General features: G+C 63.6%; 29 protein-coding genes and 1 riboswitch. Of the genes, 11 read left to right on the top strand and 18 right to left on the bottom strand.

All coding sequences use genetic code 11. From position 1 onward, the window contains the following. Positions 1 to 56 precede the first annotated feature (56 nt). The 4 genes from ACVWVY_RS14700 (at position 57) to ACVWVY_RS14685 (ending at position 2,377) form a co-directional block, all read left to right on the top strand. Positions 57 to 491 carry a nuclear transport factor 2 family protein gene (locus ACVWVY_RS14700; protein ID WP_456627028.1) on the top strand — a complete coding sequence of 145 codons (435 nt, stop codon included), beginning with the start codon at positions 57 to 59 and terminating at the stop codon, positions 489 to 491. A gap of 90 nt (positions 492 to 581) precedes the next feature. Further along, positions 582 to 1,484, top strand: a complete 903-nt coding sequence (locus ACVWVY_RS14695; protein ID WP_456627027.1) for a hypothetical protein — start codon at positions 582 to 584, stop codon at positions 1,482 to 1,484. A gap of 182 nt (positions 1,485 to 1,666) precedes the next feature. Then, positions 1,667 to 2,083 carry a hypothetical protein gene (locus ACVWVY_RS14690; RefSeq protein WP_456627026.1) on the top strand — a complete coding sequence of 139 codons (417 nt, stop codon included), beginning with the start codon at positions 1,667 to 1,669 and terminating at the stop codon, positions 2,081 to 2,083. 156 nt (positions 2,084 to 2,239) lie between these two features. After that, positions 2,240 to 2,377 (top strand): hypothetical protein, encoded by a 138-nt coding sequence (locus tag ACVWVY_RS14685; RefSeq protein ID WP_456627025.1) that lies wholly within the window; start codon positions 2,240 to 2,242, stop codon positions 2,375 to 2,377. A 34-nt stretch (positions 2,378 to 2,411) separates the two neighbouring features. On the opposite strand, the gene ACVWVY_RS14680 is transcribed toward ACVWVY_RS14685, so the two are convergent. The 3 genes from ACVWVY_RS14680 to ACVWVY_RS14670 form a co-directional block, all read right to left on the bottom strand. Beyond that, positions 2,412 to 2,555, bottom strand: a complete 144-nt coding sequence (locus tag ACVWVY_RS14680) for a hypothetical protein (RefSeq protein ID WP_456627024.1) — start codon at positions 2,553 to 2,555, stop codon at positions 2,412 to 2,414. A 266-nt stretch (positions 2,556 to 2,821) separates the two neighbouring features. Then, on the bottom strand, positions 2,822 to 3,301 hold the full coding sequence (locus tag ACVWVY_RS14675; protein WP_456627023.1) for a MaoC family dehydratase: 480 nt from the start codon (positions 3,299 to 3,301) through the stop codon (positions 2,822 to 2,824). A 2-nt stretch (positions 3,302 to 3,303) separates the two neighbouring features. Continuing rightward, positions 3,304 to 3,762, bottom strand: a complete 459-nt coding sequence (locus ACVWVY_RS14670) for a MaoC family dehydratase (RefSeq protein ID WP_456627022.1) — start codon at positions 3,760 to 3,762, stop codon at positions 3,304 to 3,306. A 209-nt stretch (positions 3,763 to 3,971) separates the two neighbouring features. Between ACVWVY_RS14670 and ACVWVY_RS14665 the strand changes: the two genes are divergently transcribed. Next, a complete protein-coding gene (locus ACVWVY_RS14665; protein ID WP_456627021.1) occupies positions 3,972 to 4,265 on the top strand; it encodes a DUF4282 domain-containing protein in 294 nt (97 codons plus the stop codon). A gap of 131 nt (positions 4,266 to 4,396) precedes the next feature. Here ACVWVY_RS14665 and ychF read toward each other — a convergent pair whose 3' ends face one another. The 4 genes from ychF to ACVWVY_RS14645 form a co-directional block, all read right to left on the bottom strand. Continuing rightward, positions 4,397 to 5,494 (bottom strand): redox-regulated ATPase YchF, encoded by a 1,098-nt coding sequence (ychF, locus tag ACVWVY_RS14660; RefSeq protein ID WP_456627020.1) that lies wholly within the window; start codon positions 5,492 to 5,494, stop codon positions 4,397 to 4,399. Positions 5,495 to 5,521: 27 nt separating this feature from the next. Further along, the gene (gene pth / locus ACVWVY_RS14655; RefSeq protein ID WP_456627019.1) at positions 5,522 to 6,136 is read right to left on the bottom strand and encodes an aminoacyl-tRNA hydrolase; all 615 of its coding nucleotides are present in this window, start codon (positions 6,134 to 6,136) and stop codon (positions 5,522 to 5,524) included. Positions 6,137 to 6,157: 21 nt separating this feature from the next. Beyond that, positions 6,158 to 6,883, bottom strand: a complete 726-nt coding sequence (locus ACVWVY_RS14650; RefSeq protein ID WP_456627018.1) for a 50S ribosomal protein L25/general stress protein Ctc — start codon at positions 6,881 to 6,883, stop codon at positions 6,158 to 6,160. A 182-nt stretch (positions 6,884 to 7,065) separates the two neighbouring features. Beyond that, positions 7,066 to 7,359 (bottom strand): accessory factor UbiK family protein, encoded by a 294-nt coding sequence (locus ACVWVY_RS14645; RefSeq protein ID WP_456627017.1) that lies wholly within the window; start codon positions 7,357 to 7,359, stop codon positions 7,066 to 7,068. 197 nt (positions 7,360 to 7,556) lie between these two features. On the opposite strand from ACVWVY_RS14645, the gene ACVWVY_RS14640 reads away from it, so the two are divergent. From ACVWVY_RS14640 to pgeF, 4 genes are read left to right on the top strand one after another with little or no spacing between them, the layout of a single operon-like run. Further along, entirely contained in the window at positions 7,557 to 8,291 is a 735-nt protein-coding gene (locus tag ACVWVY_RS14640) for a dienelactone hydrolase family protein (RefSeq protein ID WP_456627016.1), read from the top strand. A gap of 12 nt (positions 8,292 to 8,303) precedes the next feature. Next, entirely contained in the window at positions 8,304 to 9,149 is an 846-nt protein-coding gene (gene lgt / locus ACVWVY_RS14635) for a prolipoprotein diacylglyceryl transferase (RefSeq protein ID WP_456627015.1), read from the top strand. Positions 9,150 to 9,157: 8 nt separating this feature from the next. After that, positions 9,158 to 10,285, top strand: a complete 1,128-nt coding sequence (locus ACVWVY_RS14630; RefSeq protein WP_456627014.1) for a class I SAM-dependent methyltransferase — start codon at positions 9,158 to 9,160, stop codon at positions 10,283 to 10,285. Beyond that, a complete protein-coding gene (gene pgeF / locus ACVWVY_RS14625) occupies positions 10,282 to 11,049 on the top strand; it encodes a peptidoglycan editing factor PgeF (protein WP_456627013.1) in 768 nt (255 codons plus the stop codon). The genes ACVWVY_RS14630 and pgeF overlap by 4 nt, the downstream gene beginning before the upstream one ends. Here pgeF and ACVWVY_RS14620 read toward each other — a convergent pair whose 3' ends face one another. Beyond that, positions 11,050 to 12,051: an NADP-dependent oxidoreductase gene (locus tag ACVWVY_RS14620; protein ID WP_456627012.1), complete on the bottom strand. Its 1,002-nt coding sequence runs from the start codon at positions 12,049 to 12,051 to the stop codon at positions 11,050 to 11,052. 133 nt (positions 12,052 to 12,184) lie between these two features. Between ACVWVY_RS14620 and ACVWVY_RS14615 the strand changes: the two genes are divergently transcribed. After that, on the top strand, positions 12,185 to 12,805 hold the full coding sequence (locus ACVWVY_RS14615) for a hypothetical protein (protein WP_456627011.1): 621 nt from the start codon (positions 12,185 to 12,187) through the stop codon (positions 12,803 to 12,805). A gap of 170 nt (positions 12,806 to 12,975) precedes the next feature. After that, positions 12,976 to 13,929, top strand: a complete 954-nt coding sequence (locus tag ACVWVY_RS14610) for a ribose-phosphate pyrophosphokinase (protein ID WP_456632212.1) — start codon at positions 12,976 to 12,978, stop codon at positions 13,927 to 13,929. A 109-nt stretch (positions 13,930 to 14,038) separates the two neighbouring features. Here the strand turns inward: ACVWVY_RS14610 and ACVWVY_RS14605 are convergent, their stop codons facing one another. The 10 genes from ACVWVY_RS14605 to ACVWVY_RS14560 all read right to left on the bottom strand — a co-directional run bounded on the left by ACVWVY_RS14605 (position 14,039) and on the right by ACVWVY_RS14560 (position 24,394). After that, positions 14,039 to 14,839, bottom strand: coding sequence for an SDR family NAD(P)-dependent oxidoreductase (locus tag ACVWVY_RS14605; RefSeq protein WP_456627010.1), 801 nt, complete (start codon positions 14,837 to 14,839; stop codon positions 14,039 to 14,041). Between the two features lie 153 nt (positions 14,840 to 14,992). Then, a complete protein-coding gene (locus tag ACVWVY_RS14600) occupies positions 14,993 to 15,499 on the bottom strand; it encodes an SRPBCC family protein (protein WP_456627009.1) in 507 nt (168 codons plus the stop codon). Continuing rightward, a complete protein-coding gene (locus tag ACVWVY_RS14595; protein ID WP_456627008.1) occupies positions 15,490 to 16,344 on the bottom strand; it encodes an XdhC family protein in 855 nt (284 codons plus the stop codon). The genes ACVWVY_RS14600 and ACVWVY_RS14595 overlap by 10 nt, the downstream gene beginning before the upstream one ends. 12 nt (positions 16,345 to 16,356) lie before the next feature. After that, positions 16,357 to 17,559: a vWA domain-containing protein gene (locus ACVWVY_RS14590; protein WP_456627007.1), complete on the bottom strand. Its 1,203-nt coding sequence runs from the start codon at positions 17,557 to 17,559 to the stop codon at positions 16,357 to 16,359. Beyond that, positions 17,556 to 18,428: an AAA family ATPase gene (locus ACVWVY_RS14585; protein WP_456627006.1), complete on the bottom strand. Its 873-nt coding sequence runs from the start codon at positions 18,426 to 18,428 to the stop codon at positions 17,556 to 17,558. Before ACVWVY_RS14585 ends, ACVWVY_RS14590 begins: the two co-directional genes overlap by 4 nt. Before the next feature lie 126 nt (positions 18,429 to 18,554). After that, complete coding sequence (locus ACVWVY_RS14580; protein WP_456627005.1) at positions 18,555 to 20,975, bottom strand: aerobic carbon-monoxide dehydrogenase large subunit; 2,421 nt, start codon at positions 20,973 to 20,975, stop codon at positions 18,555 to 18,557. Then, complete coding sequence (locus ACVWVY_RS14575; RefSeq protein ID WP_456627004.1) at positions 20,972 to 21,472, bottom strand: (2Fe-2S)-binding protein; 501 nt, start codon at positions 21,470 to 21,472, stop codon at positions 20,972 to 20,974. The genes ACVWVY_RS14580 and ACVWVY_RS14575 overlap by 4 nt, the downstream gene beginning before the upstream one ends. 13 nt (positions 21,473 to 21,485) lie before the next feature. Continuing rightward, entirely contained in the window at positions 21,486 to 22,349 is an 864-nt protein-coding gene (locus ACVWVY_RS14570; RefSeq protein WP_456627003.1) for an FAD binding domain-containing protein, read from the bottom strand. Positions 22,350 to 22,494: 145 nt separating this feature from the next. Further along, positions 22,495 to 23,712, bottom strand: coding sequence for an MHYT domain-containing protein (locus tag ACVWVY_RS14565; RefSeq protein WP_456627002.1), 1,218 nt, complete (start codon positions 23,710 to 23,712; stop codon positions 22,495 to 22,497). 97 nt (positions 23,713 to 23,809) lie between these two features. Further along, a complete protein-coding gene (locus ACVWVY_RS14560; protein ID WP_456627001.1) occupies positions 23,810 to 24,394 on the bottom strand; it encodes a 6,7-dimethyl-8-ribityllumazine synthase in 585 nt (194 codons plus the stop codon). Between the two features lie 78 nt (positions 24,395 to 24,472). After that, positions 24,473 to 24,623, bottom strand: a riboswitch (FMN riboswitch). Positions 24,624 to 24,800 lie beyond the last annotated feature (177 nt).

Below are 24,800 nucleotides of genomic sequence, written 5' to 3'. Positions count from 1 at the left end.
GCCCCATTTGGGCGCGGTTGCCGCTTATTGAATCCAGTTTCAAGGACCAAACCAAAATGACAGAGCATAGCCTCTGGCGTTTTTCGCGCGCGTTGCATCGCGCGATCAATGAACGCCAGCCCGCCGATCTCGACACCCTGCTCGACGAGGACGTCGACTGGGCGATCTATGGACCGATCGACATGTATTCGTTCTTCGGCTCGCGCCGCGGCAAGGCGGCCGTGATCGATGTGATCAGGCAAATCGCCGACAACTTCCGCGTCCACCGCTTCGACCGCGAATCAATCATGCTGGGCGTGGACTCGGCCGCCTCGATGATGCGCTATTCGCTGACCGCGCTGGATTCGAACAAGCCGATCTCCTTGCGGATCGCGCATTTCGCGCAGTTCAGGGCCGGCCGCCTGACCAACTTCCGCGTGCTGGTCGATACCTTCGACCTGGTCGAGCAGTCCGTGGGCTATCCGATTCATCTGCCGCGGATGGCGGTTTAGGCGCGTCGCCATTGCACCCGCCATAATTTCGCAACAGAGCGAACGCATTCTGGGCGCGACTTGGAATGCGGGCGGGCAATGATTCCGAAAATGCGATTTGGCTGGGCGCGGCTGCCAATGCTGGTGGCCGGCGTAAGTGTGGCTTCGATGCTGGCGGCAGCAGCACAAACGCCGCCGGTGGACGACGATCCGGACGAGCCTGCGGCGGAAGAGACCGAGGCCGCTCCCAGCGTCAACGACGTCGACATCATGAAGGACATCGACGTCAGCAAGCTCGACTGGAGCCTGCTCAATGTCGATGCGTCGACTCTGACCGGTCCGGCGCCGAAGGGAAGCGGCTCTTCGAAAGCCGCTGGCAGTGTGGATACCGCGTGGTCCGCCAATGAAAAGGCGAACGGCACCTCCGCGGTGTCGGTCAAGCAATCCATCACGCCGTTCTGGGATACGCGCATCGGCGCCGACATGACGGTCGCACGGCAGGGCACGGCGACGACGTCCGAACTGCTCTCGGAAAAACTCGCCAATGGCGGCAGCCTGCCGCAATCGTCCGGCACCGCCTGGGCGGCGATCACGGCCCCCGGCGTGGCCTCGATCTGGGACAAGACCTCGGTCGAAGCCCGCGTCGATCCCGGATCCGAGCAGAGCAGGCTCGGCACCTCCTTGAGCAAATCGCTGCCGCTCAGCGAGCAGTATTCAGTGACCCTGAAGAACGACTACAACCTGATCCAGCAGGGCCTCGTGCCGGTGCCGGGCATCGTCAGCCATCCGGCGCGCAGCTATGAGACCGATCAGTCGGCAAAGCTCAGCATCGCCGACACCGGCACCAGCCTGATCGCCGGCCAGACCTTGTCGACCTCGGATGACAAATGGCTGCGCAAGGTCGGCGCCGAGCAGAAGCTGTTCGACGGCGTCACCATCTCGGGCTCGATCGGCGAAACGCCGTCCGGCGCCGCCAACAAGAGCCTCAGCGCAGGGTTCAAACGCAGCTGGTAAGGGGCAAGATCAGCCGGTTTGGAGGGGGTTTTCAGCCCGTTAAGCTTAACGCCTGAGAATGATCCACCATTGCCGCAGATTGGCCCAGATGCGGCCAAAATCGGCAGGGCAGATGGGAACGCTCCACTTTGTCGTGCGGGGGACGTCCGCGCTCGCCTGAAAGCGAAACAGAGGAATTGCCGATGAACGCCACCATTCGCCCCGAACAGATTGATGAAACCCCGGAGGTCGACAACGATCTCGCCGCCGTATCCGAAGTCGAAGCCGGCATCCGCGATTTCGTTCGCAACGACATTGCCTACCTGCGCCGCCCCGCATTGACCCCGGACACCGCGCCGCTCGACGCGAACGCGGAAGCCACCGTCAACAACGTCAACTCGCTGATCCAGCGCGTCGCCGGCACCTCGCTTGCGGAAATCGAGAAGCTGATTTCCGAACTCGAAAGCCTCCGCGACCTCCTGCATGCCGAAGGTCAGCGCGTCCAGCGCGAGATTTCCGGCTATGCCCAGCTCAGCCAGGCCGCGATGAAATCGACGCGCATGATCGCCGACAACGTCACGCAGTGGAAGCGCGCCGCCGACGGCCTGCGCAACAGCTAAGCGCGATCGTTGCAAAAATCTAACACTCCGCCGTGTTCCGTTCAGGAGCGCGGCGGTTTTGTTTGGCTGTGTTCGATCTGAACTTTATAAACACGGTCGCGTCCAATGACGGATGTCGTCACGTGACGGCAGGCACCTTTTGGGGACACACCAGCAATGCAAAACGTTCAGCCAGACAACATGGATTCCATGCCGTTGCGGCAATCGTCGCATCGCGTGGGTACGATCGTGATCCGCTTCGTCGGACTGCTGATGCTCGCGGTCGTGGCAATGACGCTGATCTGGAGCCGCTGAACTTCTTCAGCGCTCCTGCCGATTCGATCCGCAACTACTGGCGGACGAACGCGGTGTCCTCGATCGTGTAGACACCGTCGGCATAGGATTTCACCACCATTCCGGCGGTCAGCATCACCGCCATCGTGACAGTTGCGAAGATAAAGCCGACGAATTTCAGGCTGCCGCGATCTGCCATCATCATCCCCTCGGTACTTCCCCTGAGACGCTTATGGCAGGCAGAAAGTTCAAATTGCGTTAGCAAAAAATCCGTTCCGTGGAGTCATGGATTACAATGAACTAACGGCACAGTTCGCTAACCATGTTGTGGCCCCCGCGCCCCCGTCATGGCCGGGCGCGCCCGGCAAAGCCTTGGCGTAACCGGGACCGGCCATCCACCCCGCCGCCGTTAAGAAGTGGATACCCGGCATAAGCCGGGCATGACGTGGTGAGAGCAGGCTTCCCTCAACCCGGCTTCCGTCGCGGCACGAAGGCGGTCGCGAGGAACGAATACGCCACTTCGCCGCGCTGGTTGATGCCGGTATTGCGGGCCTGCACGATGCCCCATTCGGGACGCTTCTCCGAGGTCCGCTTGGTTTCAACTACGCTGGAGAAGCTGATGGTGTCGCCGGCCATTACCGGCCTGATCCAGCGCAATTCACGAAAGCCCGGCGAGGGCCCCCACACCGCGACCTCCTCGCCGCGCGCGACAGCTTCCGCCGTCAAGCGCTTGCCGTCGGCGACCAGGAGCTTCATGCAGACCGCGGCGACGTGCCAGCCCGATGCGGCCAGTCCCCCGAACAGGGATTTGCGGCCTTCCTCCTCGTCGAGGTGAAAGCGCTGCGGATCGAACTGCGTGGCAAACTTCTTGATGTCGTCGGGAGTGAAGGTGAACGAGCCAAACTCGCGCTGCGCGCCGATCTCGATGTCCTCGAAGAAACGCATGGCTACTTCGTCCCCGCCTCGGTACGCCGGCTCACGATGATCGGCGACTCCATCTCGCACAGCACCACGCCGGCCGCGTTGCGGATCGCACCCTTGAAGGTCACGATCCCGGTTTCAGGACGGCTCTTCGAAACCCTGGCCTCCGCGACGTCGACATCCAGCGTCAGGTCGTCGCCCGGCCGCAGCGGCGCCAGCCAGCGCATTTCGTTGACGCCGGGCGAGCCGAGCGAGGCGGTGCGGCCGATAAAGCCGTCGAACAGCATCCGCATCATGATCGAGCCGAGATGCCAGCCAGAGCCGGACAGCCCTTTCAGCATCGATGCGTTGGCGGCGGCTTCGTCCAGATGCATCGGCTGAGGGTCGAATTCGGCGGCAAACGCCAGAATCTCCTCGCGCGTGACGTGGCGCGGTCCGAACGTGCCGAAATGGCCGGGCGTGAAGTCTTCGAAAGTGAGCATCATCATCGATCAAGAGTAAGGATTGGGGATTAGCTGTGGAGAAGCCCGAATGTGGCCGTTATTTGCGGCAATCTCAACCCGTCCACCCGCATGGCTCGTTCGCCAGAGGCGAGTACCGTTCCCGGCGCTCACCCCTGACTTGCCCGAAGCAATTTTCGGGGCTAGCCCTGTGCCATCTGGGACCAGGTTTTTGACTCGCCGGAGAACCATCGATGCTCGATTTTCAGGATCTGTTTCAGTGGGACCGCTTCATCACCCCCACGATCATCAAGACCTTCTACTGGCTGGTCATCGGCTTGATCGTGTTGTTTGGCCTGTCCGGGATCTTTTCGGCACTTTCGACGATGGCGATCAGCCCGTTCGTCGGGTTCATCATGCTGTTGTCCTCAATCGCCGGTGTCGTGGTCGGCGTGGTGTTTTCGCGGATCGCCGCCGAATTCATCCTGATCGTCTTCCGCATCAACGAGCATCTCGGCGCGATCCGGGATCAGGGGCAGATGCGGTAGGCTCGTTGGAATCGTAGGGTGGGCAAAGCGCAGCGTGCCCACTATTCCCGGACGATCGTTGAAAGATGGTGGGCACGGCGCAATGCGCCTTTGCCCACCCTACGGGGTCCGCATCCGTGGCAGCCAATATCTCAGTTATTAAACCTGAAATGCATCACGTCGCCGTCGGCGACGACATATTCCTTGCCTTCCAGCCGCAGCTTGCCGGCGTCGCGGGCGCCGGCTTCGCCGTTCAGCGCGACGTAATCGGCATAGGCGATGGTCTCGGCCCGGATAAAGCCCTTTTCGAAATCGGTATGGATCACGCCGGCCGACGCGGGAGCCTTGGTGCCGCGATGGATGGTCCAGGCGCGAGCCTCCTTCGGGCCCACGGTGAAATAGGTGATGAGATCGAGCAGCTGGTAGCCGGCGCGGATCAGGCGGTCGAGGCCGGCCTCTTCGAGACCCAACGTCTCGAGAAACTCGGCGCGCTCCTCGCGTGACAGGGTCGCGATCTCGGATTCGATCTTGGCCGAGATCACCACGGCGACCGCGCCTTCCTTCTTGGCGTGCTCGAACACCTGTTTTGAGAAGCTGTTGCCGTCCTTGGCCGAGCCTTCCTCGACATTGCAGACATAGAGCACCGGCTTCGACGTCAGCAGGCCCAACATATTGAACGCGCGCTCTTCCTCCGGCTTGCGCTCGAGAAACCGCGCCGGCTTGCCCTCGCGCAGCAGCACCAGCGCGCGGTTGACGAGGTCGAGTGCTTCCTTGGCGTCCTTGTCGTTGCCCTTGGCCTTCTTGGCCAGGTTGTCGACGCGCTTTTCCAGGCTGTCGAGATCGGCGAGCATCAGCTCGGTTTCAATGGTTTCGATATCGGCCAATGGCGCGATCTTGCCTTCGACATGGGTGATGTCGGAGTCTTCGAAACACCGCACAACATGCGCGACCGCGTCGACCTCGCGGATGGTGGCGAGGAACTGGTTGCCGAGGCCTTCGCCTTTGGAGGCGCCGCGGACGAGGCCCGCGATATCGACGAAGGTCAGCCGCGTCGGGATGATCTGCGCGGAGCTTGCGATCGCCGACAGCTTGTCGAGCCTGGGATCAGGCACGGCGACCTCGCCGACATTCGGCTCGATGGTGCAGAACGGATAATTCGCCGCCTGCGCCGCTGCCGTCTCGGTCAGCGCGTTGAACAACGTCGACTTGCCGACATTGGGCAAGCCGACGATACCGCATTTGAATCCCATAATACGTCCTGAAGTCCGTTCGCGATGTCAGCTGTCGCCCTTGGCGTCACCATCGCCCTTGTCGAAAATTCCCTTGGCCTGCAGAACCAGGTGAACCTTGTTCTGGAACGTCGAGTCCTTGCCCGAAGCCAACAGCCCGGCATTGTCGGCAACCGCCTCGCACAGCGCTTCCACCCACGGCCGGTCGCTCTTGGCAAAATCCGACAGCACGTGGCTGTGCACCAGTTCCTTGATGCCGGGATGACCGATTCCGAGCCGCACGCGGCGATAGTCGTTGCCGATATGCGAAGAGATCGAACGCAACCCGTTATGACCGGCGATGCCACCGCCGATCTTGACGCGCACCTTCGCCACCGGCAGTTCGAGTTCGTCCTGAAACACGGTGATCTCGCCGGCGGACAGTTTGAAGAAGTTCGCGGCTTCCTGAACCGCGCGCCCCGACTCGTTCATGTAGGTGGTCGGCCGAAGCAGGACGACCTTCTCGCGATCGAGCGTGCCTTCGGCAGTCTCGCCCTGAAAGCGGCGGCGCCACGGTGCGAAACCGTGACGCCGCGCGATTTCATCGACGGCCATGAAGCCGATGTTGTGCCGGTTGTTCGCGTATTTCGAACCGGGGTTACCGAGACCGACAAACAGGCGCATGACGCGGCATCCTGCCGCTGCTTACTTCTTCTTGTCGCCACCAGCCGGCGCTTTCGCGCCAGCTGCCGGAGCCGCAGCACCTGCCGCAGGTGCGGCAGCAGCCGCCGGCGCCGCAGCACCCGCCGCCGGAGCAGCCGTGCCCGCAGCCGCGGCAGCCGCAGCCGCCTTCTGTTCTTCGGCGTAGCCGGACGGCGGCACGATGGTCACCAGCGTCGCGTCCTCACGCGACAGCGCCTTCACGCCGGTCGGCAGCTTGATGTCGGACAGATGCAGCGAGTAGCTGATTTCCAGCGCCCCGACATCCGCATCGATGTACTGCGGAATGTTTTCGACCGAGCATTCGAGATCGATGGTGTGGGTGACGATGTTGACGGTGCCGCCACGCTTGACGCCGGGTGCGGATTCCGCGTTCACGATGTGCAGCGGGACGCTGACGCGGATGGTCGCGCCTTCACCGAGGCGCATGAAATCGACATGCAGCGGGAAGTCACGCACCGGATCGAGGTGGAAGTCGCGCGGAATCACGCGGTGCTTCTTGCCCTCGAGATCGATCTCGTAAATCGTGGTCAGGAAGCGGCCGGCCAGGATGCGCTGGCGCAGTTCCTTGTCGTCGACCGAAATGGTCACGGGGGGCTGGTTGTTGCCATAGATCACTCCGGGAACTCTCCCGGCGCGACGCTCTGCCCGGGCGGCCCCCTTGCCGCTCTGCGGACGCGCGGTCGCCTTCAATTCCTTGACGGTCGCCATCGTGTTAAGTCCTTGTTTTCTAAAAAGTTAAAGGCCGCATCGCGGCCCGTTGGCGTCCCACAGCAAGCCTCCAGGGGTGCGGGGGCTGCGGACGTGGCGGGCTTTTAGCCCCAAAGGCGCGAAATGACAAGGAAATGAAGGGAATTTTCTTGATTCTTACCCTCCCCTGGAGGGTAAGACCCCTACCCGTCCGTCTTTGTGCTGCCGGCATCCGGCGCGGCGGGCGAAATGCCGGCCTTGGCTTCCAGCGCCGCGATCCGGCCCTTGAGCGCCTCGTTCTCCTCGCGCGCCAGGCGGGCCATGTCCTTGACCGCATCGAACTCCTCGCGCTTGACGAGGTCGAGGTCGCGCAGGATGCGTTCGGCCTGATTGCGCATGACCGTGTCGACCTCGCGCTTGACGCCCTGGGCGGCGCCGGCGGCGTCGTTCATCAAACGGCCGATCTCGTCGAAAAACCGATTGCTGGTCTGGGTCATCTCAAAACGCTCCGGTCGCTGCAAATTGATCGTCACCGGCATGACAATGGCGATCCCAAAGCCAAGGTTCAAGGGCAAGGTTCAAGAGCGACGTTCAAGGCCGACGCGATGCCCTTCGCCTTGTCATGCCCCGGTTTCCTTGCAATCGTATCAAGCGCCTAATCAGAAACCAGAATCACAAACAAAAAGAAACGCCCATGATCGACCAGCAGATCGATATTGCGACCAAGGACGGCAAGACCACCACCTTCATCACCCATCCCGAACGCGGTGGACCCTTTCCGGTCATCATCTTCTACATGGACGCGCCGGCGATCCGCGAGGAGCTGCGCGATATGGCGCGGCGGCTCGCGACCTCCGGCTATTACGTGATGCTGCCCAATATGTATTACCGCTCCGGCGTCATGGAGCTGGGGCCGATCCCGCCGGATCCGGAAGCGCCCGAGCGCAAGCAGATGTTCAGCTTCATGAACTCCATCAACATTCCCATGGTGATGGAAGATACCAAGGCCCTGCTCGCCTATGCCGAGACGCAGGAAGCGGCAAACACGAAAATCGTCGGCACCGTCGGCTACTGCATGAGCGGCCGCTACGCGGTCAACGCGGCGACGCATTTTCCGGATCGCGTGAAGGCGGCGGCTTCAATCTACGGCACGCATCTGGCGACCGACCAGTCCGACAGCCCGCATCTTGCAGCGTCGAAGACCAAGGCCGAATTGTATTTCGCCTGCGCCGAGACCGACGTTTATGCGCCGCAGGAGATTATCGACAAGGTCGCGGCCGGCATGAAGGGATCGAACAACGAGGTCGAGATCTACCCCGGCACCCATCACGGTTTTGCCTTCCCGAAACGTCCGGTCTACCACCGCGACGCCGCCGAACGGCACTGGGAACGGCTGCTGGCGCTCTACCGCCGCAACCTTGTGCCGTAGGTATCGCACCGGATGCCCTTTCTCACCATCACCTTTCCGGCAATCGATCCCGTCGCCATCTCGATCGGACCGCTCGCGATCCGATGGTATGCGCTGGCCTATATCAGCGGCATCGTGATCGGATGGATATACGCGCGCGCGCTGGTCAGAAACGAGAAATTGTGGGGCGGGCCGGCGCCGATCGCGCCGGTGCAGCTCGACGACTTCATTCTCTGGGTCACCCTCGGCATCATCCTCGGCGGCCGTACCGGCTACGTGCTATTCTACAACCCCGCCTTCTTCATCGAGCATCCCGCCGCCATTCTCAAGCTATGGGAGGGCGGCATGTCGTTTCACGGCGGCTTCCTCGGCTGCGTCGCCGCGGTGATGCTGTTTGCGCTCAAGAACAATATCTCCATCCTGTCGCTTGGCGACATCACGACCGCGGTCGCTCCGATCGGAATATTGCTCGGGCGGCTCGCCAACTTCATCAAGGGCGAGCTGTGGGGGCGCGAGGCGGATGCCAGCGTGCCCTGGAGAATGGTCTTTCCAGATGACCCGTCTCACCTTTTCCGCCACCCAAGCCAGCTCTACGAAGCGGCGCTCGAGGGCGTCCTGCTGTTTGCGGTCCTGGCCGTCATGGTGCGGATGGGCGCGTTGAAACGGCCGGGCCTGATCCTCGGCAGTTTCATCGCGATCTACGCGCTGGCGCGCATTGCCAGCGAGTTTTTCCGCGAACCGGACCCGCAGCTCGGTTTTTTGTGGGGCGGGCTGACCATGGGTATGCTGTTGTCGGTACCCATGATCGTTGCCGGCGCCATCCTGATCACGATGGCATGGCGCCGCAAGGCGCCCGAGCATATACAGAAGTCGATTTAAGGCAGGTCGTGACCGAATTTTCACCGTTGCTGGCGGAGATCCACAAGCTGATCAGATCGTCAGGACCGATGCCGGTCTGGCGATACATGGAGCTGTGCCTGATGCATCCCGAGCACGGCTACTACGTGTCGCGCGATCCATTGGGCCGCGAGGGCGACTTCACGACCGCGCCCGAAGTCAGCCAGATGTTCGGCGAGCTGCTCGGTCTGTGGACGGCCTCGGTGTGGAAGGCGATCGGCTCGCCGCCGATGCTGCGGCTGGTCGAACTCGGCCCCGGCCGCGGCACCATGATGGCGGATGCGCTCCGCGCGGTTCGGGTGCTGCCGCCGCTCTATCAATCGATCCATATCCATCTCGTCGAGATCAATCCGGTGCTGCGCGAAAAGCAGCGGGCGACGTTATCAGGCGCCCGCAACATCAGCTGGCATGACAGCATCGACGACGTGCCGGAGGGCCCCGCGGTCATCCTCGCCAACGAATATTTCGACGTGCTGCCGATCCACCAGGTGGTCAAACGCGAGACCGGCTGGCACGAGCGCGTGGTCAACCTCGACGCCAATGGCAAGTTGGTATTCGCGGCCTCGGACGAGCCGATGCCGCGCTTCGAGGTGTTGCTGCCGCCGCTGGTGCGCGCGGCCCCTGCCGGCGCCGTGTTCGAATGGCGGCCGGATACCGAGATGATGAAGATCGCGGCGCGGGTGCGCGACCAGGACGGCGCGGCGCTGATCATCGATTACGGCCATCTGCGCAGCGACGCCGGCGACACCTTCCAGGCGATCGCCCGCCACAGCTTTGCCGATCCCCTGAAGAATCCAGGCCAGGCCGACGTCACCGCCCATGTCGACTTCCAGGCGCTGGCGCGCGCGGCGGAAGATGTCGGCGCGCGGGTTCATGGCCCGGTGACGCAGGGCGATTTCCTCAAGCGGCTCGGCATCGAGACGCGGGCCGTCACGCTGATGGGGAAAACCACCGCGGAAGTTTCCGCCGATATTTCCGCCGCGCTGAAGCGCCTGACCGACTCTGGCCGCGGCGGCATGGGATCGATGTTCAAGGTGCTTGCGGTCACGGACCCCAACCTTACCGCGGTCGCGGGCCTCAGCGACGAACCGCCGGCGCCAGGAGACGAAACAGAATGACGTTCGGATCGTCGCTGCTCGCAGCCATTCCCGGGCTGCGCCACGCCTTCTTCACCCGCGAGGGCGGGATATCCAGCGGAATCTATCAAAGCCTCAACGGCGGGCTCGGCTCGAACGACGATCCGGCCAATGTCGCGGAAAATCGCCGCCGGATGGCCGAGCAGATGGGCGTCGCGCCCGAGCGCCTGCTCAGCGCGCACCAGATCCATTCACCCGACGTCGTGGTGGCGACCGGACCGTGGCAAGGCGACAAGCCGCGCGCGGACGGGCTCGTCACCCGTACGGAAGGCATCGCCATCGGCGTCACCGCCGCCGATTGCGGCCCGATCCTGTTCGCCGATGCAGCCGCGCGCGTGATCGGCGCGGCGCACGCCGGCTGGAAGGGCGCGCTGACCGGCGTGCTGGAATCCACCATCGACGCGATGGAGAAACTCGGCGCCGATCGCTCCGGCATCGTCGCCGCCATCGGCCCCTTGATCCGCCAGCACTCCTATGAAGTCGGCAGCGAATTCGTCGAACGCTTTCTGGACGCCGACGCGGAGAACGGCGTGTTCTTCATCCCCTCTAATCGTGCAGGCCATTCGATGTTCGATCTCGCCGGCTTCATCCGGATGCGGCTCGAGAATGCCGGCGTGCTGATGATCGACGATATCGGCGTCGACACCTATTCCGACGAGCGCTTCTACAGCTACCGCCGCTCGGTGCACCGGAAAGAAACTGACTACGGCCGCCACGTCCACGCGATCGCGCTGGCGAGCGATTAGTTACTTCACGCGCAACACCACTTTGCCTCGCGCGCGCCCTGCTTCGAGATAGGTCAGCGCCGCCGGCAACTGCTCGAAGGCGAATTCGCGATCGACCACCGGCCTGATCGCGCCGCCATCCACCAGGGCGGCGATGTCGCGCAACTGGTCGCCGTTGGATTCCGTGAAGGACCATTCGTATCGCGCCCCGGTAGCGGCGCTGGCGGCGTAAACCTTCCGTCCCATCAGCCAGACGACGATGCCTACCAGCAGCCCGGCGCCTTCGCGCCGAGCGAAATCCCGATCCGGCGGCCCGCTGAGCGAGATCACCACGCCGCCGCGCTTCACCACCTTGAAGGCATCGACGGTGAATGCGCCGCCGAGCGTATCGTAGACGATATCGTAGTTGCCGGCCTGCTCAAGATAGTTCTCGCGGTCGTAGGCGATGACGCGGTCGGCCCCGAGCGAAGCGACGAAATCCGCGTTTTTCGAACTGGTCGTCGACGTCACGTGAAGACCGAGATGCTTCGCGTATTGAACCGCAAACGTGCCGACGCCACCGGAGCCGGCGTGGATCAGGATCCGCTGCCCGGACTTCGCGCCGGCGCGCCCAAACATCTGCACCGTGGTCAGCCCGACGAGCGGCAGCGAAGCGGCTTCTGCGTGTGAAATTGAAGCCGGCTTGAGCGCGACGAGATTTTCGCCAAGGGCGATTTGCTCTGCAAATGTACCAATCGTGTCGCGCGACGCGCGGACAAAGACCGCATCGCCCGGTTTGAATTTCGACGCCCCGGCCCCCACCGAGGTCACGATGCCGGCGGCATCAAACCCGAACGGGCGCGGCAGCTGGTATTTCGAGACGCGCTTCAGGTCGCCATGCGCGATCTTGAAGTCGATCGGATTGAGGCTGGCGGCCTGGATTTCGATTCTGACGTCGCCGGGGCCCTGGACCGGATCGGCGATCTCCGCCAGGCGGACATGGTCGGCGATCGCGCCATAGCCGTCGAGAACAAAGGCTCGCATGGATCATCCTGCGGGGTTGAAGGAATCTGGCAACAAGAAGGTGAACGGGGGCGTGCTCGACGCAATCTTTTTGGCGGGCCGGTGCAACTGCTGCCCTAGACCTTAACACATTTTAACGATATCGCAGGGAGCAATGAGCGACACCGTTCCAGCTTCGTGTCTGCAAGCGCCGCGCGCCATGATCGCGGCAGTGCTGCTTGTCGTCGCCACGGCGCTCGGCGGCTGCGCCGGCGGCGGTGCAACGGGCAGCGGCTCGTATGCGATGGCTTCGACGGGCAGCGGTCCCACCGTGGCGTTCGAATCGATCGACGGTCCGCCGCCGCAGGTGTTCGACCGGATGGTTAACGTGCTGGACAGCGAATCGAAGCTGCGCAACCTGTCGATCGTCTCCCGCGAGGGCGGAGCCTCCTACCGCGTGCGCAGCTACCTCTCGGCGCAGGTGGTGCGTGGCAAGACCATGATCGCCTGGGTCTGGGACGTCTACGACAACAACCAGCAGCGTGCGCTGCGGCTTTCCGGCGAAGAAGCGACCGGAAAGGCCGGACGCGACGCCTGGGCGGCGGCCGACGACCTCGTCTTGCGGAAGATTGCCCAGGCCGGCCTTGCCGGCCTCACCGGCATGATCAATGGAACGCCGGACGCGGCACCCGTTCCAGCCCCGGACCGCCGCGGTCCTGCGGTGGCGAGCATGGAAAGCGCCGTACCCGCCGAGGATGCGCCCGGCGTGGCCGCACTCGGCTTCAGCGCCCAATAACCACCCCCGCAAAAGACACGTATTCGCCGTTTTTTGACCGGGAAAACCGGGCCGACGGGTTGCCAGCCGAGCCACCCGCCTGATATCTCCTCGCCCATCGAAAGCGCCGGTTCCTAGGATTTCTCGATATGCTGAACGTCGTATCCAGCAAGGCGCGAGGAGAAGCGTCGATGGCGGCCAAGAACGGCTCGATCAAGCTGGTCGCCGGCAATTCCAATCCGGTGCTGGCCCAGGAAATTGCCAGTTGGCTGCATCTGCCGCTGACCAAGGCCACTGTCCGGCGGTTCGCGGACATGGAGATTTTCGTCGAAATCCAGGAGAACGTCCGCGGCTCCGACGTCTACATTGTCCAGTCGACGTCGTTTCCGGCCAACGACCATTTGATGGAACTCATGATCATCACCGATGCGCTGCGCCGGGCCTCCGCCCGCCGCATCACGGCGGTGATCCCCTATTTCGGCTACGCCCGGCAGGACCGCAAGGTCGGTTCGCGGTCGCCGATCTCGGCCAAGCTGGTCGCCAATTTGATCACGCGCGCCGGCGTCGACCGTGTGATGACGCTCGACCTGCATGCCGCCCAGATCCAGGGCTTCTTCGACATCCCGACCGACAACCTCTACGCCTCGCCGGTCATGGTGCGCGACATCAAAGAGCGCTTCGACCTCGCCAACCTCATGGTGGTGTCGCCCGACGTCGGCGGCGTGGTTCGTGCCCGCGGCCTTGCCAAGCGCATCAACACGCCGCTCGCCATCATCGACAAGCGCCGCGAGCGCGCCGGTGAATCCGAAGTCATGAACGTGATCGGCGACTGCGCCGGCTTCACCTGCATCCTGATCGACGACATCGTGGATTCCGGCGGCACGCTGGTGAACGCCGCGGACGCGCTGCTCGCCAATGGCGCCAAGGATGTCTACGCCTATATCAGCCACGGCGTGCTCTCGGGCGGCGCCGCCGCGCGCATCGCCTCGTCGAAGCTGAAGGAACTCGTCATCACCGACTCGATCCTGCCGACCGAGGCGGTCACCAAGGCTGCGAACATCCGCACGCTGTCGATCGCGCCCCTGATCGCGGAAGCGATCAGCCGCACCGCGTCGGAAGAATCGGTGTCGAGCCTGTTCGACTGAGGCAGGCTTGTAGGGTGGGCAAAAGGCGCACTTGCGCCGTGCCCACCATCTATCCTCGACCGTGATCCTGAATGGTGGGCACGCTGCGCTTTGCCCACCCTACAGCGCCTCACTCAAACCCCGGCCGCGGCACCAGGTTCATCAGCATATTGGCATAGCCGCCGTCGACCGTGATCTCGTCGCCATTGACGTAGGACGCGCGGTCGCTGGCGAGAAACAGGATCGCGTCAGCCATATCCTGGGGCATGCCGACCCGCCGCGACGGCACCACCGCGGCGCGGCGCTCGGTCACCCCAGGCGTATCGTAAAACGACTGGCTCATCGGCGTGATCACCATGCCGGGGCTGACGACATTGCTGCGGATACCGTGCGGCCCCCATTCGTTGGCAAGCTGCCGCGACAGCATGATCACGCCGGCCTTGCTGACGCTGTAGGCGCCGCTCTGCCCCTGGGCATGGCTGCCGGCGATCGAGGCCACATGAACCAGACTGCCGCGGCGATGCGCGCGCATCTGCCGGCCGAAAACCTGCGCGCAGACGAAGTAGCCGGTCAGGTTGACCGATAGAACGGCGTTCCACTCGGCAAGCGACAGGGTGTCGAGCGCGCCGGGCCGCAGTACAGCGGCGGTATTGACCAGCACGTCGCAGGGCCCCAGCGATTTTTCGATCGTCGCAGACGCCGCGGTCACGCTCTCGACATTAGACGTGTCGCAACGCGCGATGACATGGCCGGCGCCAAGCTCGGCGCGCGTTACTTCAAGACCGCGCTCATCGAGATCGATCGCGGCAACGCGGGCGCCGACTTTGGCGAAACTGAGGGCCGTGGCGCGGCCGATGCCGCCGCCTCCGCCTGTCACCACGCAAACGCGGCCCGACAGGCCGAGCCAATCCGACGAATCCGTCCCGGTCATGTGTGATCACTCTTATCTGGTGAACTGACGCCGAACAGCTTAGCCGAAAGCACAAGCAGGCCAAGCGAGATTCGGATGTCTGCTTGCCTCGTTTAGGTCGCGGACGGCACGCACAAGTCAGTTGCCGAGCTTAATGCGGGCGTCCTTGATCACCTAGACCGCGCCGGTCAGCTTGCCCAACCAGCCCTTGGGCGCCGCTTCCGCAGGCGCCGCTGCGGCTCCGCCAACAACTTGTCCAAACGAAGCGAAGAATTCGCCCGCCAGCTTCTTCGCGGTGGAATCGATCAGCCGTGACCCGAGTTGCGCCAGCTTGCCGCCGATCTGCGCGTCGACATCGTAGTGCAGCACCGTAACACCGGGCCCTTCCGCTTCGAGCCTCACCGTCGCGCCGCCCTTGGCGAATCCAGCGACGCCGCCAGAGCCCTCGCCCGAAATCCGATAGCTGTTCGGCGGATCGAGATCAGACAGCGTCACCTTGCCGCCGAAGGTCGCCTTCACCGGCCCAACCCTGAAGACGACGGTCGCGGTCATCTCGGTGGCTGAGGACATGTTGAGGGACTGACAGCCGGGAATGCACTGCTTCAGAATCTCGGGATCGTTGAGCGCAGCCCAGACCTTTTCCTTCGGCGCCGGGATGCGCTGGCTGTCGTTCATCTGCATGATGGGTCCTTATCTGCTGCGACGGGATTCACCGCGCGCTGGCCGCGGCGGCGCTCGACGGTGATTTCTGCGAGGATCGACATCGCGATCTCTTCCGGTGTGATTGCGCCGAGATCGAGTCCGGCCGGGGCCTTGACGCGGTCGATCGCCCCACGCGCGATGCCGCCGGCGACGAGCTTTTCGCGCAGCGCCGTCATCTTGCGGCGGCTGCCGACGAAGGCGTGATACTCGGCCTTGATGGCGAGCGCCGCGCGCAAGGCGGCCTCATCGCCCTTGCCCTGGGTCGAGACCACAACGAAACGCCTGGCTTCGTTGAGGTAGCGGGGCGCGAAGCCGTCGACAATGACGTGGGCATCGGGCTCGACCGCGATATCGGCGGCCGGCGCAGCCAGCGTGACGTGATAGCCGAGCTGGCGGGCCTGCGCGGCCAACGACATCGCGACCGGGCTTGCGCCAAAAATCACCAGCGAGGGATGCGGCAGCACCGGCTCGACGAAGATATCCATGGTGCCCTTGCTCGGACACAGGTTGCTGACGAAGCGGATGCCCTCGCGATTATCGCCCGGCTTGACGCCGAGTTCGGCGAGGAGATTTTCGGGCTGCACCGAAACCATGCGCGGCTCCCCGTCCAGCAGCGCTTCGCGCGCGGCTTTGAGCACCGCGCCCCGCGCGCAGCCGCCGCCGATCCAGCCCGCGACGATGGTGCCATCAGGACGAATGATCGCCTTCGCGCCAGCTTTTGCCGCCGTCACCGACACCGTGCGCACCACGGTCGCCAGCACGAACGGCTGCTCGGCGGATTTCATCTGCGCGACCATATCCATCACTTCGGCATGTGCACTCATCGGTCGGCCCATCTATAGTTTCGCCAAATAGGGTTCGAGTGCCATCAGGCTGTTGAGCGTATTGGCGGGCGCGTAGAAATCGACATGCGGCAGCGCCGCTTTGATGCCCGCGGCAACTGGCGTATAGCCCTCCCACGCCATCATAGGGTTGAGCCAGACGATGCGGCGGCAGCGGCGGCCGAGCGCCACCATCTCGCGGCCGAGCAATGCGGCGTCGCCAGTCTCATAGCCGTCGGACACGATCATCACGACGGTGCGCGAATGGATCACGCGCGCCGCGTGCCAGCGGTTGAAGGTCTGCAGGCTCTCGCCGATCCTGGTGCCGCCGCCTGCACCCTGCGCCATGATCGAGAGACGATCGAGTGCGCGCGCCGCGTCCTTTTCCTTCATCGCGTCGGAGACATGAGCGAGCCTGGTGTGGAAGAGAAAAGCCTCGGCTTCGCGAAACTCGTCGAGGATGCCGTGGATGAAGCGCAGGAATACGCCGGTGTACATGCTCATCGAACCGGAGGCATCGAGCAGGATGACCAGCCGCAGGGGCTTCTCCTTGCGCTGCCGCCTGACGAGGTCGATCGGGACGCCGCCGTGGCTGATATTGCCGTGAATGGTCCGGCGCAGATCGAGCCGGTAGCCGCGCCGCCGCGCCAGATCGCGCCGGGTCAGCCGCGTGCGCATCGCGCGCGCCAGCAGGGCGGCCGCTTCATGCGCCTGCTCGATTTGCGCGGGATCGGCCAGTTTACGGAAATCAACCTCGGCCAGATCGTCGGCACGCGAGGCCCCTTCCATGCGGCCTTCGCTGGCGCGATCGGCGCCGGCGTCATCGGTGGATGGAACCTGATCCATCGCCATCTCGCCACCGGCGCGCTGGCCGTCTGCCAGCGTCTTGAGCGACGGATTGTTCGCAGCCTTCGACGAGCCAGAAGTTATCGACCGCGACCGCACGCGCCTGCCGAGCCAGAACGCGTCAAAGATGCCGTCGAATTTTTCCCAGTCGGACTTCCGCGCCGAGAACAGGTGCTTGAACGCCGAACGCAGCAGGCCCGGCCTGGCCGCGTAGCCGGCCGTCATCAATTCCGCCGCGTCCTGGCCTTCGGCAAGGCCTACGGCGAATCCGCTGTCGCGCAGGGTTTTGAGAAACGCGGCGAGCCTTGACGCGACAAGGCGCGAGACCTCGTCGAGCTCTTCGTAACCGGGGCTGGTGCCGCAACAGCTCATGCGACCTTCCCCAACAGTCGTTCGCTGACTTCGCGCGTGACCCGCGACTTGTCCTCATGGGTCTTGAGCAGGCACATCAGCGTCTCGTGGACCGTCTCGGGCGCGTCGTGGAGATCGCGGACGTCGAGGCCGACCAAGGCCGCCGCCCAGTCCAGCGTCTCCGCGACCCCCGGCACCTTGCGCAATTCTTCTTTGCGGATGCCTTCGACCATGCGCGCGATCTGCAGTGCGAGCGAAGCGCCGGCACCCTCGATCCGCGCCATGATGATGCGCGCCTCCCGATCGACTTCGGGATAGTCGACATAATGATAGAGACAGCGGCGACGCAGCGCGTCCGAGAGTTCGCGCGTCCCGTTGGAGGTCAGCACCACATGCGGGATCGTGGTGGCCGTGATAGTACCGAGCTCGGGAATCGAAACCTGGAAGTCCGAGAGCAGTTCGAGCAGAAACGCCTCGAACTCGTCGTCGGCGCGGTCGATCTCGTCGATCAAAAGCACCGGCGGCTTGTCGCGGCGGATCGCCGCCAGCAATGGCCGTTCCAGCAGGTATTTTTCTGAAAAGATCTGCTCTTCAATGGCGTCGGCATCGCTGCCGCGATGCGCCTGGATCGCGAGCAATTGGCGCTGGTAGTTCCACTCATAGAGTGCGGACGATTGATCCAGCCCTTCATAGCATTGCAACCGGATCAACGCGGTCGCGTGCGCAGCCGCCAGCGCCTTCGCCACTTCGGTCTTGCCGACGCCCGCCTCGCCTTCCAGCAGCAGCGGGCGCCGCAGTAATTGCATCAGCGAGATCGCGGTCGCGAGTTCGCCGTCGGCGATATAGCCCGACGCCGCCAACGCTTGCGCGATCTCGTCACGATTTCTCATCGTCAGAGCGTTTTCCTGTTTGTTCCAATCGGTCCCGTCGTCATTGCGAGGAGCGAAGCGACGAAGCAATCCAGTCTTTCTTCGCTGCGACATGGATTGCTTCGCTACGCTCGCAATGACGAGCAACTACGCCACCGCTCCCAGATCCTTCGCCGCCTTCCAGTTACGCCAGTAGTCATGCGGCATCTGGATGTGGGTACTCCCCAGGAACGAGAAGGCGTCGTTGACCGCATTGGAGAACGCCGGCACGCCGCCGACATTAGGACTCTCGCCAACACCTTTGGCGCCAATCGGGTGATGCGGTGACGGCGTGACGGTGAAGTCGGTTTCCCAATGCGGGGTCTCGACCGCGGTCGGCATGAAGAAATCCATGAACGAGCCGGTGACGACGTTGCCGTCGGCGTCGTAGCGGATTTCCTGGCCCATCGCGATCGCGAAGGCTTCGGTCAATCCACCGTGCACCTGGCCCTCGATGATCATCGGGTTGATGCGGGTGCCGCAATCGTCGAGCGCATAGAAGCGACGGACTTTGTAGACCCCGGTATCGACGTCGATGTTCATCACGCAGATATAGGCGCCGAACGGATAGGTCATGTTGGGCGGATCGTAATAGCTGACCGCCTCCAAGCCCGGCTCCATGCCGGGAGGAACCGAATTGTAGGCCGCCCAGCAGATGTCCTTCATCGACATCGTCTTCTCCGGTAGGCCCTTGACGCGGAAACCATCGATATCCCATTCGAGGTCGTCTTCGTGCACCTCGAGCTTGTAGGCCGCGATCATCTGGGCCTTGGCCTTGATCTTGCGCGCGGCCATGGCGATCGCGGCGCCCGCCACCGGCGTCGAGCGCGAACCGTAGGTGCCGAGCCCGTAAGGCGCGGTATCGGTATTGCCCTCCTCGACCATGATGTCGTCGGCGGGAATCCCGATTTCGGTCGCGATGATCTGCGCCCAGGTGGTCTCATGGCCCTGGCCCTGGCTCTTGGAGCCGACGCGGACGATGCCTGCCCCGGTCGGATGCAGGCGGATTTCGCAGGAATCGAACATCGCAATCCCCAGGATGTCGCAATTCTTCGACGGCCCGGCGCCGACGATCTCCGTGAAGAACGACACGCCGAGGCCCATGATCTCGCGGGTCTCGCCGCGCTTGAACGCCGCGCGCTGCGCCGCTTGCTCCTTGCGCAGACCGGCATAGTCGACCGACTCCATCATCTTGCGCATGGCGGTGTGATAGTCGCCGGAATCGTACTCCCAGCCCAAGGCCGAGTGATACGGGAACTGCTCGGGCTTGATAAAATTCTTCAGCCGCAGTTCAGCCGGGTCCATGTTAAGTTTCTGCGCCAGAATATCCATCGCGCGCTCGATGCAGTACGCCGCTTCGGTGACGCGGAACGAGCATCGATAGGCGACGCCACCCGGCGCCTTGTTGGTGTAGATGCCGTCGACCGAAAGATGCGCGGTCGGGAAATCATACGATCCCGTGACGATGTTGAAGAAGCCGGCCGGCCATTTCGAGGGATCGGCGCAGGCGTCGAATGCGCCGTGATCGGCCAGCACGTGCACGCGCAGACCCGTGACCTTGCCCTCCTTGGTCGATGCGATCTCGGTCGTCATGTGGTAATCGCGCGCGAATGACGTCGCGGTCAGGTTCTCGATGCGATCCTCGACCCATTTGACGGGTTTACCCGTCACGATGGAGGCGACCGCCGCGCAGATATAGCCGGGATAGGCGCCGACCTTGTTGCCGAAACCGCCGCCGATATCCGGCGAGATCACATGGATCTTGTGCTCGGGAATTTTCGCAATCAGCGCGACGACCGTACGGATCACGTGCGGTGCCTGAAAAGTGCCCCAGATCGACAACTCGCCCTTGATCTTGTCGAACGAACAGACGCACTGGCAGGTCTCCAGCGGCGACGGATGGGTGCGATGGTAGGAGATCATCTCCTTGATCGTCACCTCCGCCTTGCGGAAGGCGGCGTCGGTCAGGTCCTTGTCGCCGACGGTCCACTCGAAGACGTGGTTGTGATGCTTGCGCGGACCGTGCGCACCTGATGTTTTGCCGGCGAGGTCCTCGCGCAGCACCGGCGCGTCCGCGTCCATCGCCTTGAACGGATCGATCACGACCGGCAGCGGTTCATATTCGACCACCACCTTGTTGATGCCGTCGTCGGCCGCATAGCGATCGGTCGCGACCACGAAGGCGACCTCCTGGTTCTGGAACAGCACCTTGCCGTCGGCCAGCACCATCTGCACGTCGCCGGCGAGCGTCGGCATCCAGGCGAGGTTGACGGTTTTCAGCGTCTCGGCGGTGATGACCGCGAGCACGCCCGGCACTTTCAGCGCCTCGGTGTCGTCGATCTTCTTGACGCGCGCGTGCGCATGCGGCGATCTGACAAAATCGCCGTGCAGCATGCCCGGCAGCTTCAGGTCGTCGACATAATTACCCTTGCCTTGCGTGAAGCGGATGTCCTCGACCCGCTTGCGCTTGCAGCCCATGCCTTCGAGTTTGGCTTCGCGTTGTTCCCGCGTGGGAGTCATGTCGTTCATTCCGCAGCCTCCCTGAATTCAACGCCGTTGATCTTGGCGGCGGCATATTGAATGGCTTTGACGATGTTCTGGTAACCGGTGCAGCGGCAGATGTTGCCGGAAATGCCCATCCGGATTTCCTCCTCGGTCGGAGATGGATTCTCCTGGAGCAGGCGGTGCGCGCGCAAAATCATGCCGGGTGTGCAGAAGCCGCATTGCAGGCCGTGCATCATCCGAAAGCCTTCCTGCAGCGCCGACAGCGAGCCGTCGGCATTGGCGACGCCTTCGATGGTCATGATGTCGGAGCCCTGGGCCTGCACCGCGAACATGGTGCAGCTTTTCACCGACATGCCGTCGATATCGACGGTGCAGGCGCCGCAATGGGTGGTTTCGCAACCGATATGAGTGCCGGTGAGCGAAAGATTTTCGCGAATGAAATGCACCAGCAGCGTGCGCGGTTCGACGAGGCCTTCGACCTCGGCGCCGTTCACTTTCATGGTGACGTGAGTCTTTGCCATTGTTGTCTCTCCCCTATCTTGCGCGGCCGGCGGCGCGCTGCAGCGCGCGCATCACCATGATGCCGCCGACATGTTTGCGGTATTCGACCGGCCCGCGGGCATCCGCGGCCGGCGACATGATCGCTTCCGCGGCGGCGGCAGCCTTCTTCAGCGTGGCCGGATCGAGGCTGGTACCGATCACGGCTTTCGCAGCGTCGTCAGCAAGCAGCGGCGTCTCCGAAAGATTCGTTAGCCCAATCTTGCAGGTGGCAACCTTGCCGCCCGCCATCGTCAGCACGACCGCGGCAGCGGCGGTGGCGTAGTCGCCCACCTTGCGCTTCAGCTTTTCATAGGCGTAGCCGTGGCCGAGGGCGGGTACGGGGATGGAGATCGAGGTCAGGAGTTCGCCGGGTTCGAGCGCGGTGAAATAGGCGCCCTGGTAGAACTCAGCTGCAGCGACCTCGCGTGCGCCGGACGCGCCTTCGAGCCGGTAGCTCGCGCCCAAGGTCATCATCAGCGCCGGCATGTCGTTGCCGGGATCGCCATTGGCGACGTTGCCGCCGATGGTGCCGCGGTAGCGCACCTGGGGATCGGCGATCAGAAGCACGGTTTCGTCCAGAATGGGCAAGGATTGTCCGATCTCGTCGGACGCCAGCAATTCGTGCTGGGTGGTCATCGCGCCGATCACGATTGTGTTGCCGTCGCGGCGGATGCCCTTGAGGCCTGCGATACCGTGCAGATCGACCAGATGCTCTGGGCTCGCGAGCCTGAGCTTCATCATCGGCACCAGGCTGTGGCCGCCCGCCAGCGGGCGAGCCTCGTCACCCAGGGTCGAGAGCAGTTTCACCGCGTCGGCCACGGTCGCCGGCCGGTGGTAGTTGAATGGGCCAGGGATCATGCGTCTCCTCCATTCGTCCTTTGCGGACGTTGGCGGGCACGCTGATTGGAGGCGTTCCAAGACGCAATAACGTGGGCACAAGGTCGGGAAATTCGCACGAAATGCGGATAAACGCGCACGAAATGCGTCAGTCCTGCCGACCTATTCAGGAGGCATGGCGCCTTACCAAGCCGAGCCGGGCCTTCACTTCGGCGATCTTGGCGCGGCTCACGGGCACCCGGTGCGGCGACGGACCGTCGAGTTCGACGATCGCGCCGTCACCTTCCTTGCGAACCAGCGTGACGTGCGCCATCGCCACGATGTGGCTGCGGTGCACCCGGACGAACAGTCCGGGGTCGAGCTGGGCTTCGGCCTCCGAAATCGACCACGGGCACATCCGTTCCCGGGTGCCATCATGGACCTTTGTATAGTGCGCGTCGGCCCTGACGCTCCTGACGTCGGCGCTGTCGATGAAATGGGTGCCGTCGGCGCCTTCGACCGGCATCCGTGGCGCGGGCGCCGAGCGGGGCGGCTGGCCGAGGCCGCCGAGCGGCGTCGGCCGCAGGCGCGGGCCGGTCGGGACGGCGCCGGCTTCGGCTGGAGAAATTTCAGCAACGATCGCGGCGACGTTGGGAATACCGGCAACCGCCTCTGCCGTCTCCGCAACTTTCTTGCGTGGTTCAGGCACCAGCGACAGCAGAAAACCCGCCGCAATCACGAAGCAGAGCAGCGCCACGACCAGCGAGAGCATTTGCGGCGACGCGGCCAGTCCGTCGACGTGGTGATGCGACCCGTCCGAGAGCGGAACCAGATGCATGCCGCTCATCGCGGTGTAATGCATGCCTGCTACCGCAAAGCCGTAGGCGACCGCGCTGAGCGCCAGTTGCACGCCGCCCTGCCGCGCCAGGAATGCACGCAGACCACCATAAGCCGTGGCGATCGCGATCAAGACCGACAGCCCGACCATGGCTGCGTCATGGGTCATGGCGAAATTACCCGACAATCCATGCATGCCGACATAGTGCATGCTGGCAATACCGACCCCGAGCAGCACTGCCGACGACACCACGCGGAAAACCGGCGGCTCGCCGACGCTGACAAGGAAGACGGAAATGCCGACGACCAGCGCGCAAATCAGGAACGACACGATCGTCGGCAACACAAGATAGACCGAGCCTGCCGGCAGCGGTGCCGCCAGCATGCCGACGAAGTGCATGGTCCAGATGCCGATGGCGAGGAAGAATGCTGCGCCCGCGAGCAGCACGCGATGGCTCGCATCCGGCGTCCCGCGGATGCGCGCGGCGAGGCTGAAGCCGGTGTAACCTCCCAGGATCGCGATCACCACCGAGAGCGCGACGAGATAGGGATCGTGTCCTTCGAACATGATCGTCTCGGCCGCCCGTCTCCACGGGCGTGCCTCCTCCCGCCGCCGAGTGTACAGGCGCGGCGGCGGGAATGACAATCGGCTGATGGTCAGGGTTTTACCCCACGATCCCCGCCGCCACCTGTCCGCGCAACCGCTCCAGGCTGTGCAGCGTGTTGGCACAGGCTTCCGCGACCTCGATGCCCTTGATGACGAAATGCTTGCGGAAGAAGTCGTGATGCACTGCGCTGTCGTGGAATTGCTGCGGCGTCAGCACCGCGGAGAACACCGGCACCTCGGTCTTGAGTTGCACGTCCATCAGCGCCTTGATCACGGTGTCGGCGACGAATTCGTGGCGATAGATGCCACCGTCGACGACGAGGCCTGCGGCCACGATCGCGGTGTAGCGCCGCGTCTTGGCGAGCAGTTGCGCATGCAAGGGTATCTCGAACGAACCCGGCACCTCGAACAGATCGACCTGCGCACGCGTGATATGGCGCGCCTCGATCTCTTCGAGGAATGCGAGGCGGCATTCCTCGACGACGTCGCGGTGCCAGGACGACTGCACGAAGGCGACCCGCTGCGGCTTGACGAAGCGCGGGTGCGCCGGCGCCGGTGGACGCTCGGGCACGTCAGGGACGTGGCTCGTTTCGACCGTTTGGTGGTGGGATTGGACTTCAGGCTCTTGCAACATCTGATTCATGGCTTTCCTCTTTCAGGACCAGAATCAGGGCATACGGAACGACGTCAGCCCACGCGCAAACGCGCGAAGGCCGCCGCAAACCGTTCTCTTTCATCCGGACTGTAACCGTCGGCTTCGGAATCACACCGAATCTGCTGACCCTTCTTCTTGGGAGAAGAAGGCGCTCGCGGGCTTGGGCTACGTCACCCTTACCGCCGGTGGGGATTTTCACCCCGCCCTGAGAACATCGGCCGCCCGGAATGGACGACCTGCCCAAGAATATGACCAAACGCCGGGGCGTCAGCAAGCACCTTTGGCATGGGGAATCGGCATGTCCCCATGCCGCGGGAACAGGGCGCACCAGCCTGACCGGCGCCCGGCCTTACGCAGGCCGCGGCAATTGGGATAGCTTGCTGCCAACAGGGGG

The sequence above is a fragment of the Bradyrhizobium sp. URHC0002 genome (genome assembly GCF_054059515.1).
Note: the sequence above shows the minus strand (reverse complement) of the source record. Positions and strands in the feature narration are given on the sequence as shown.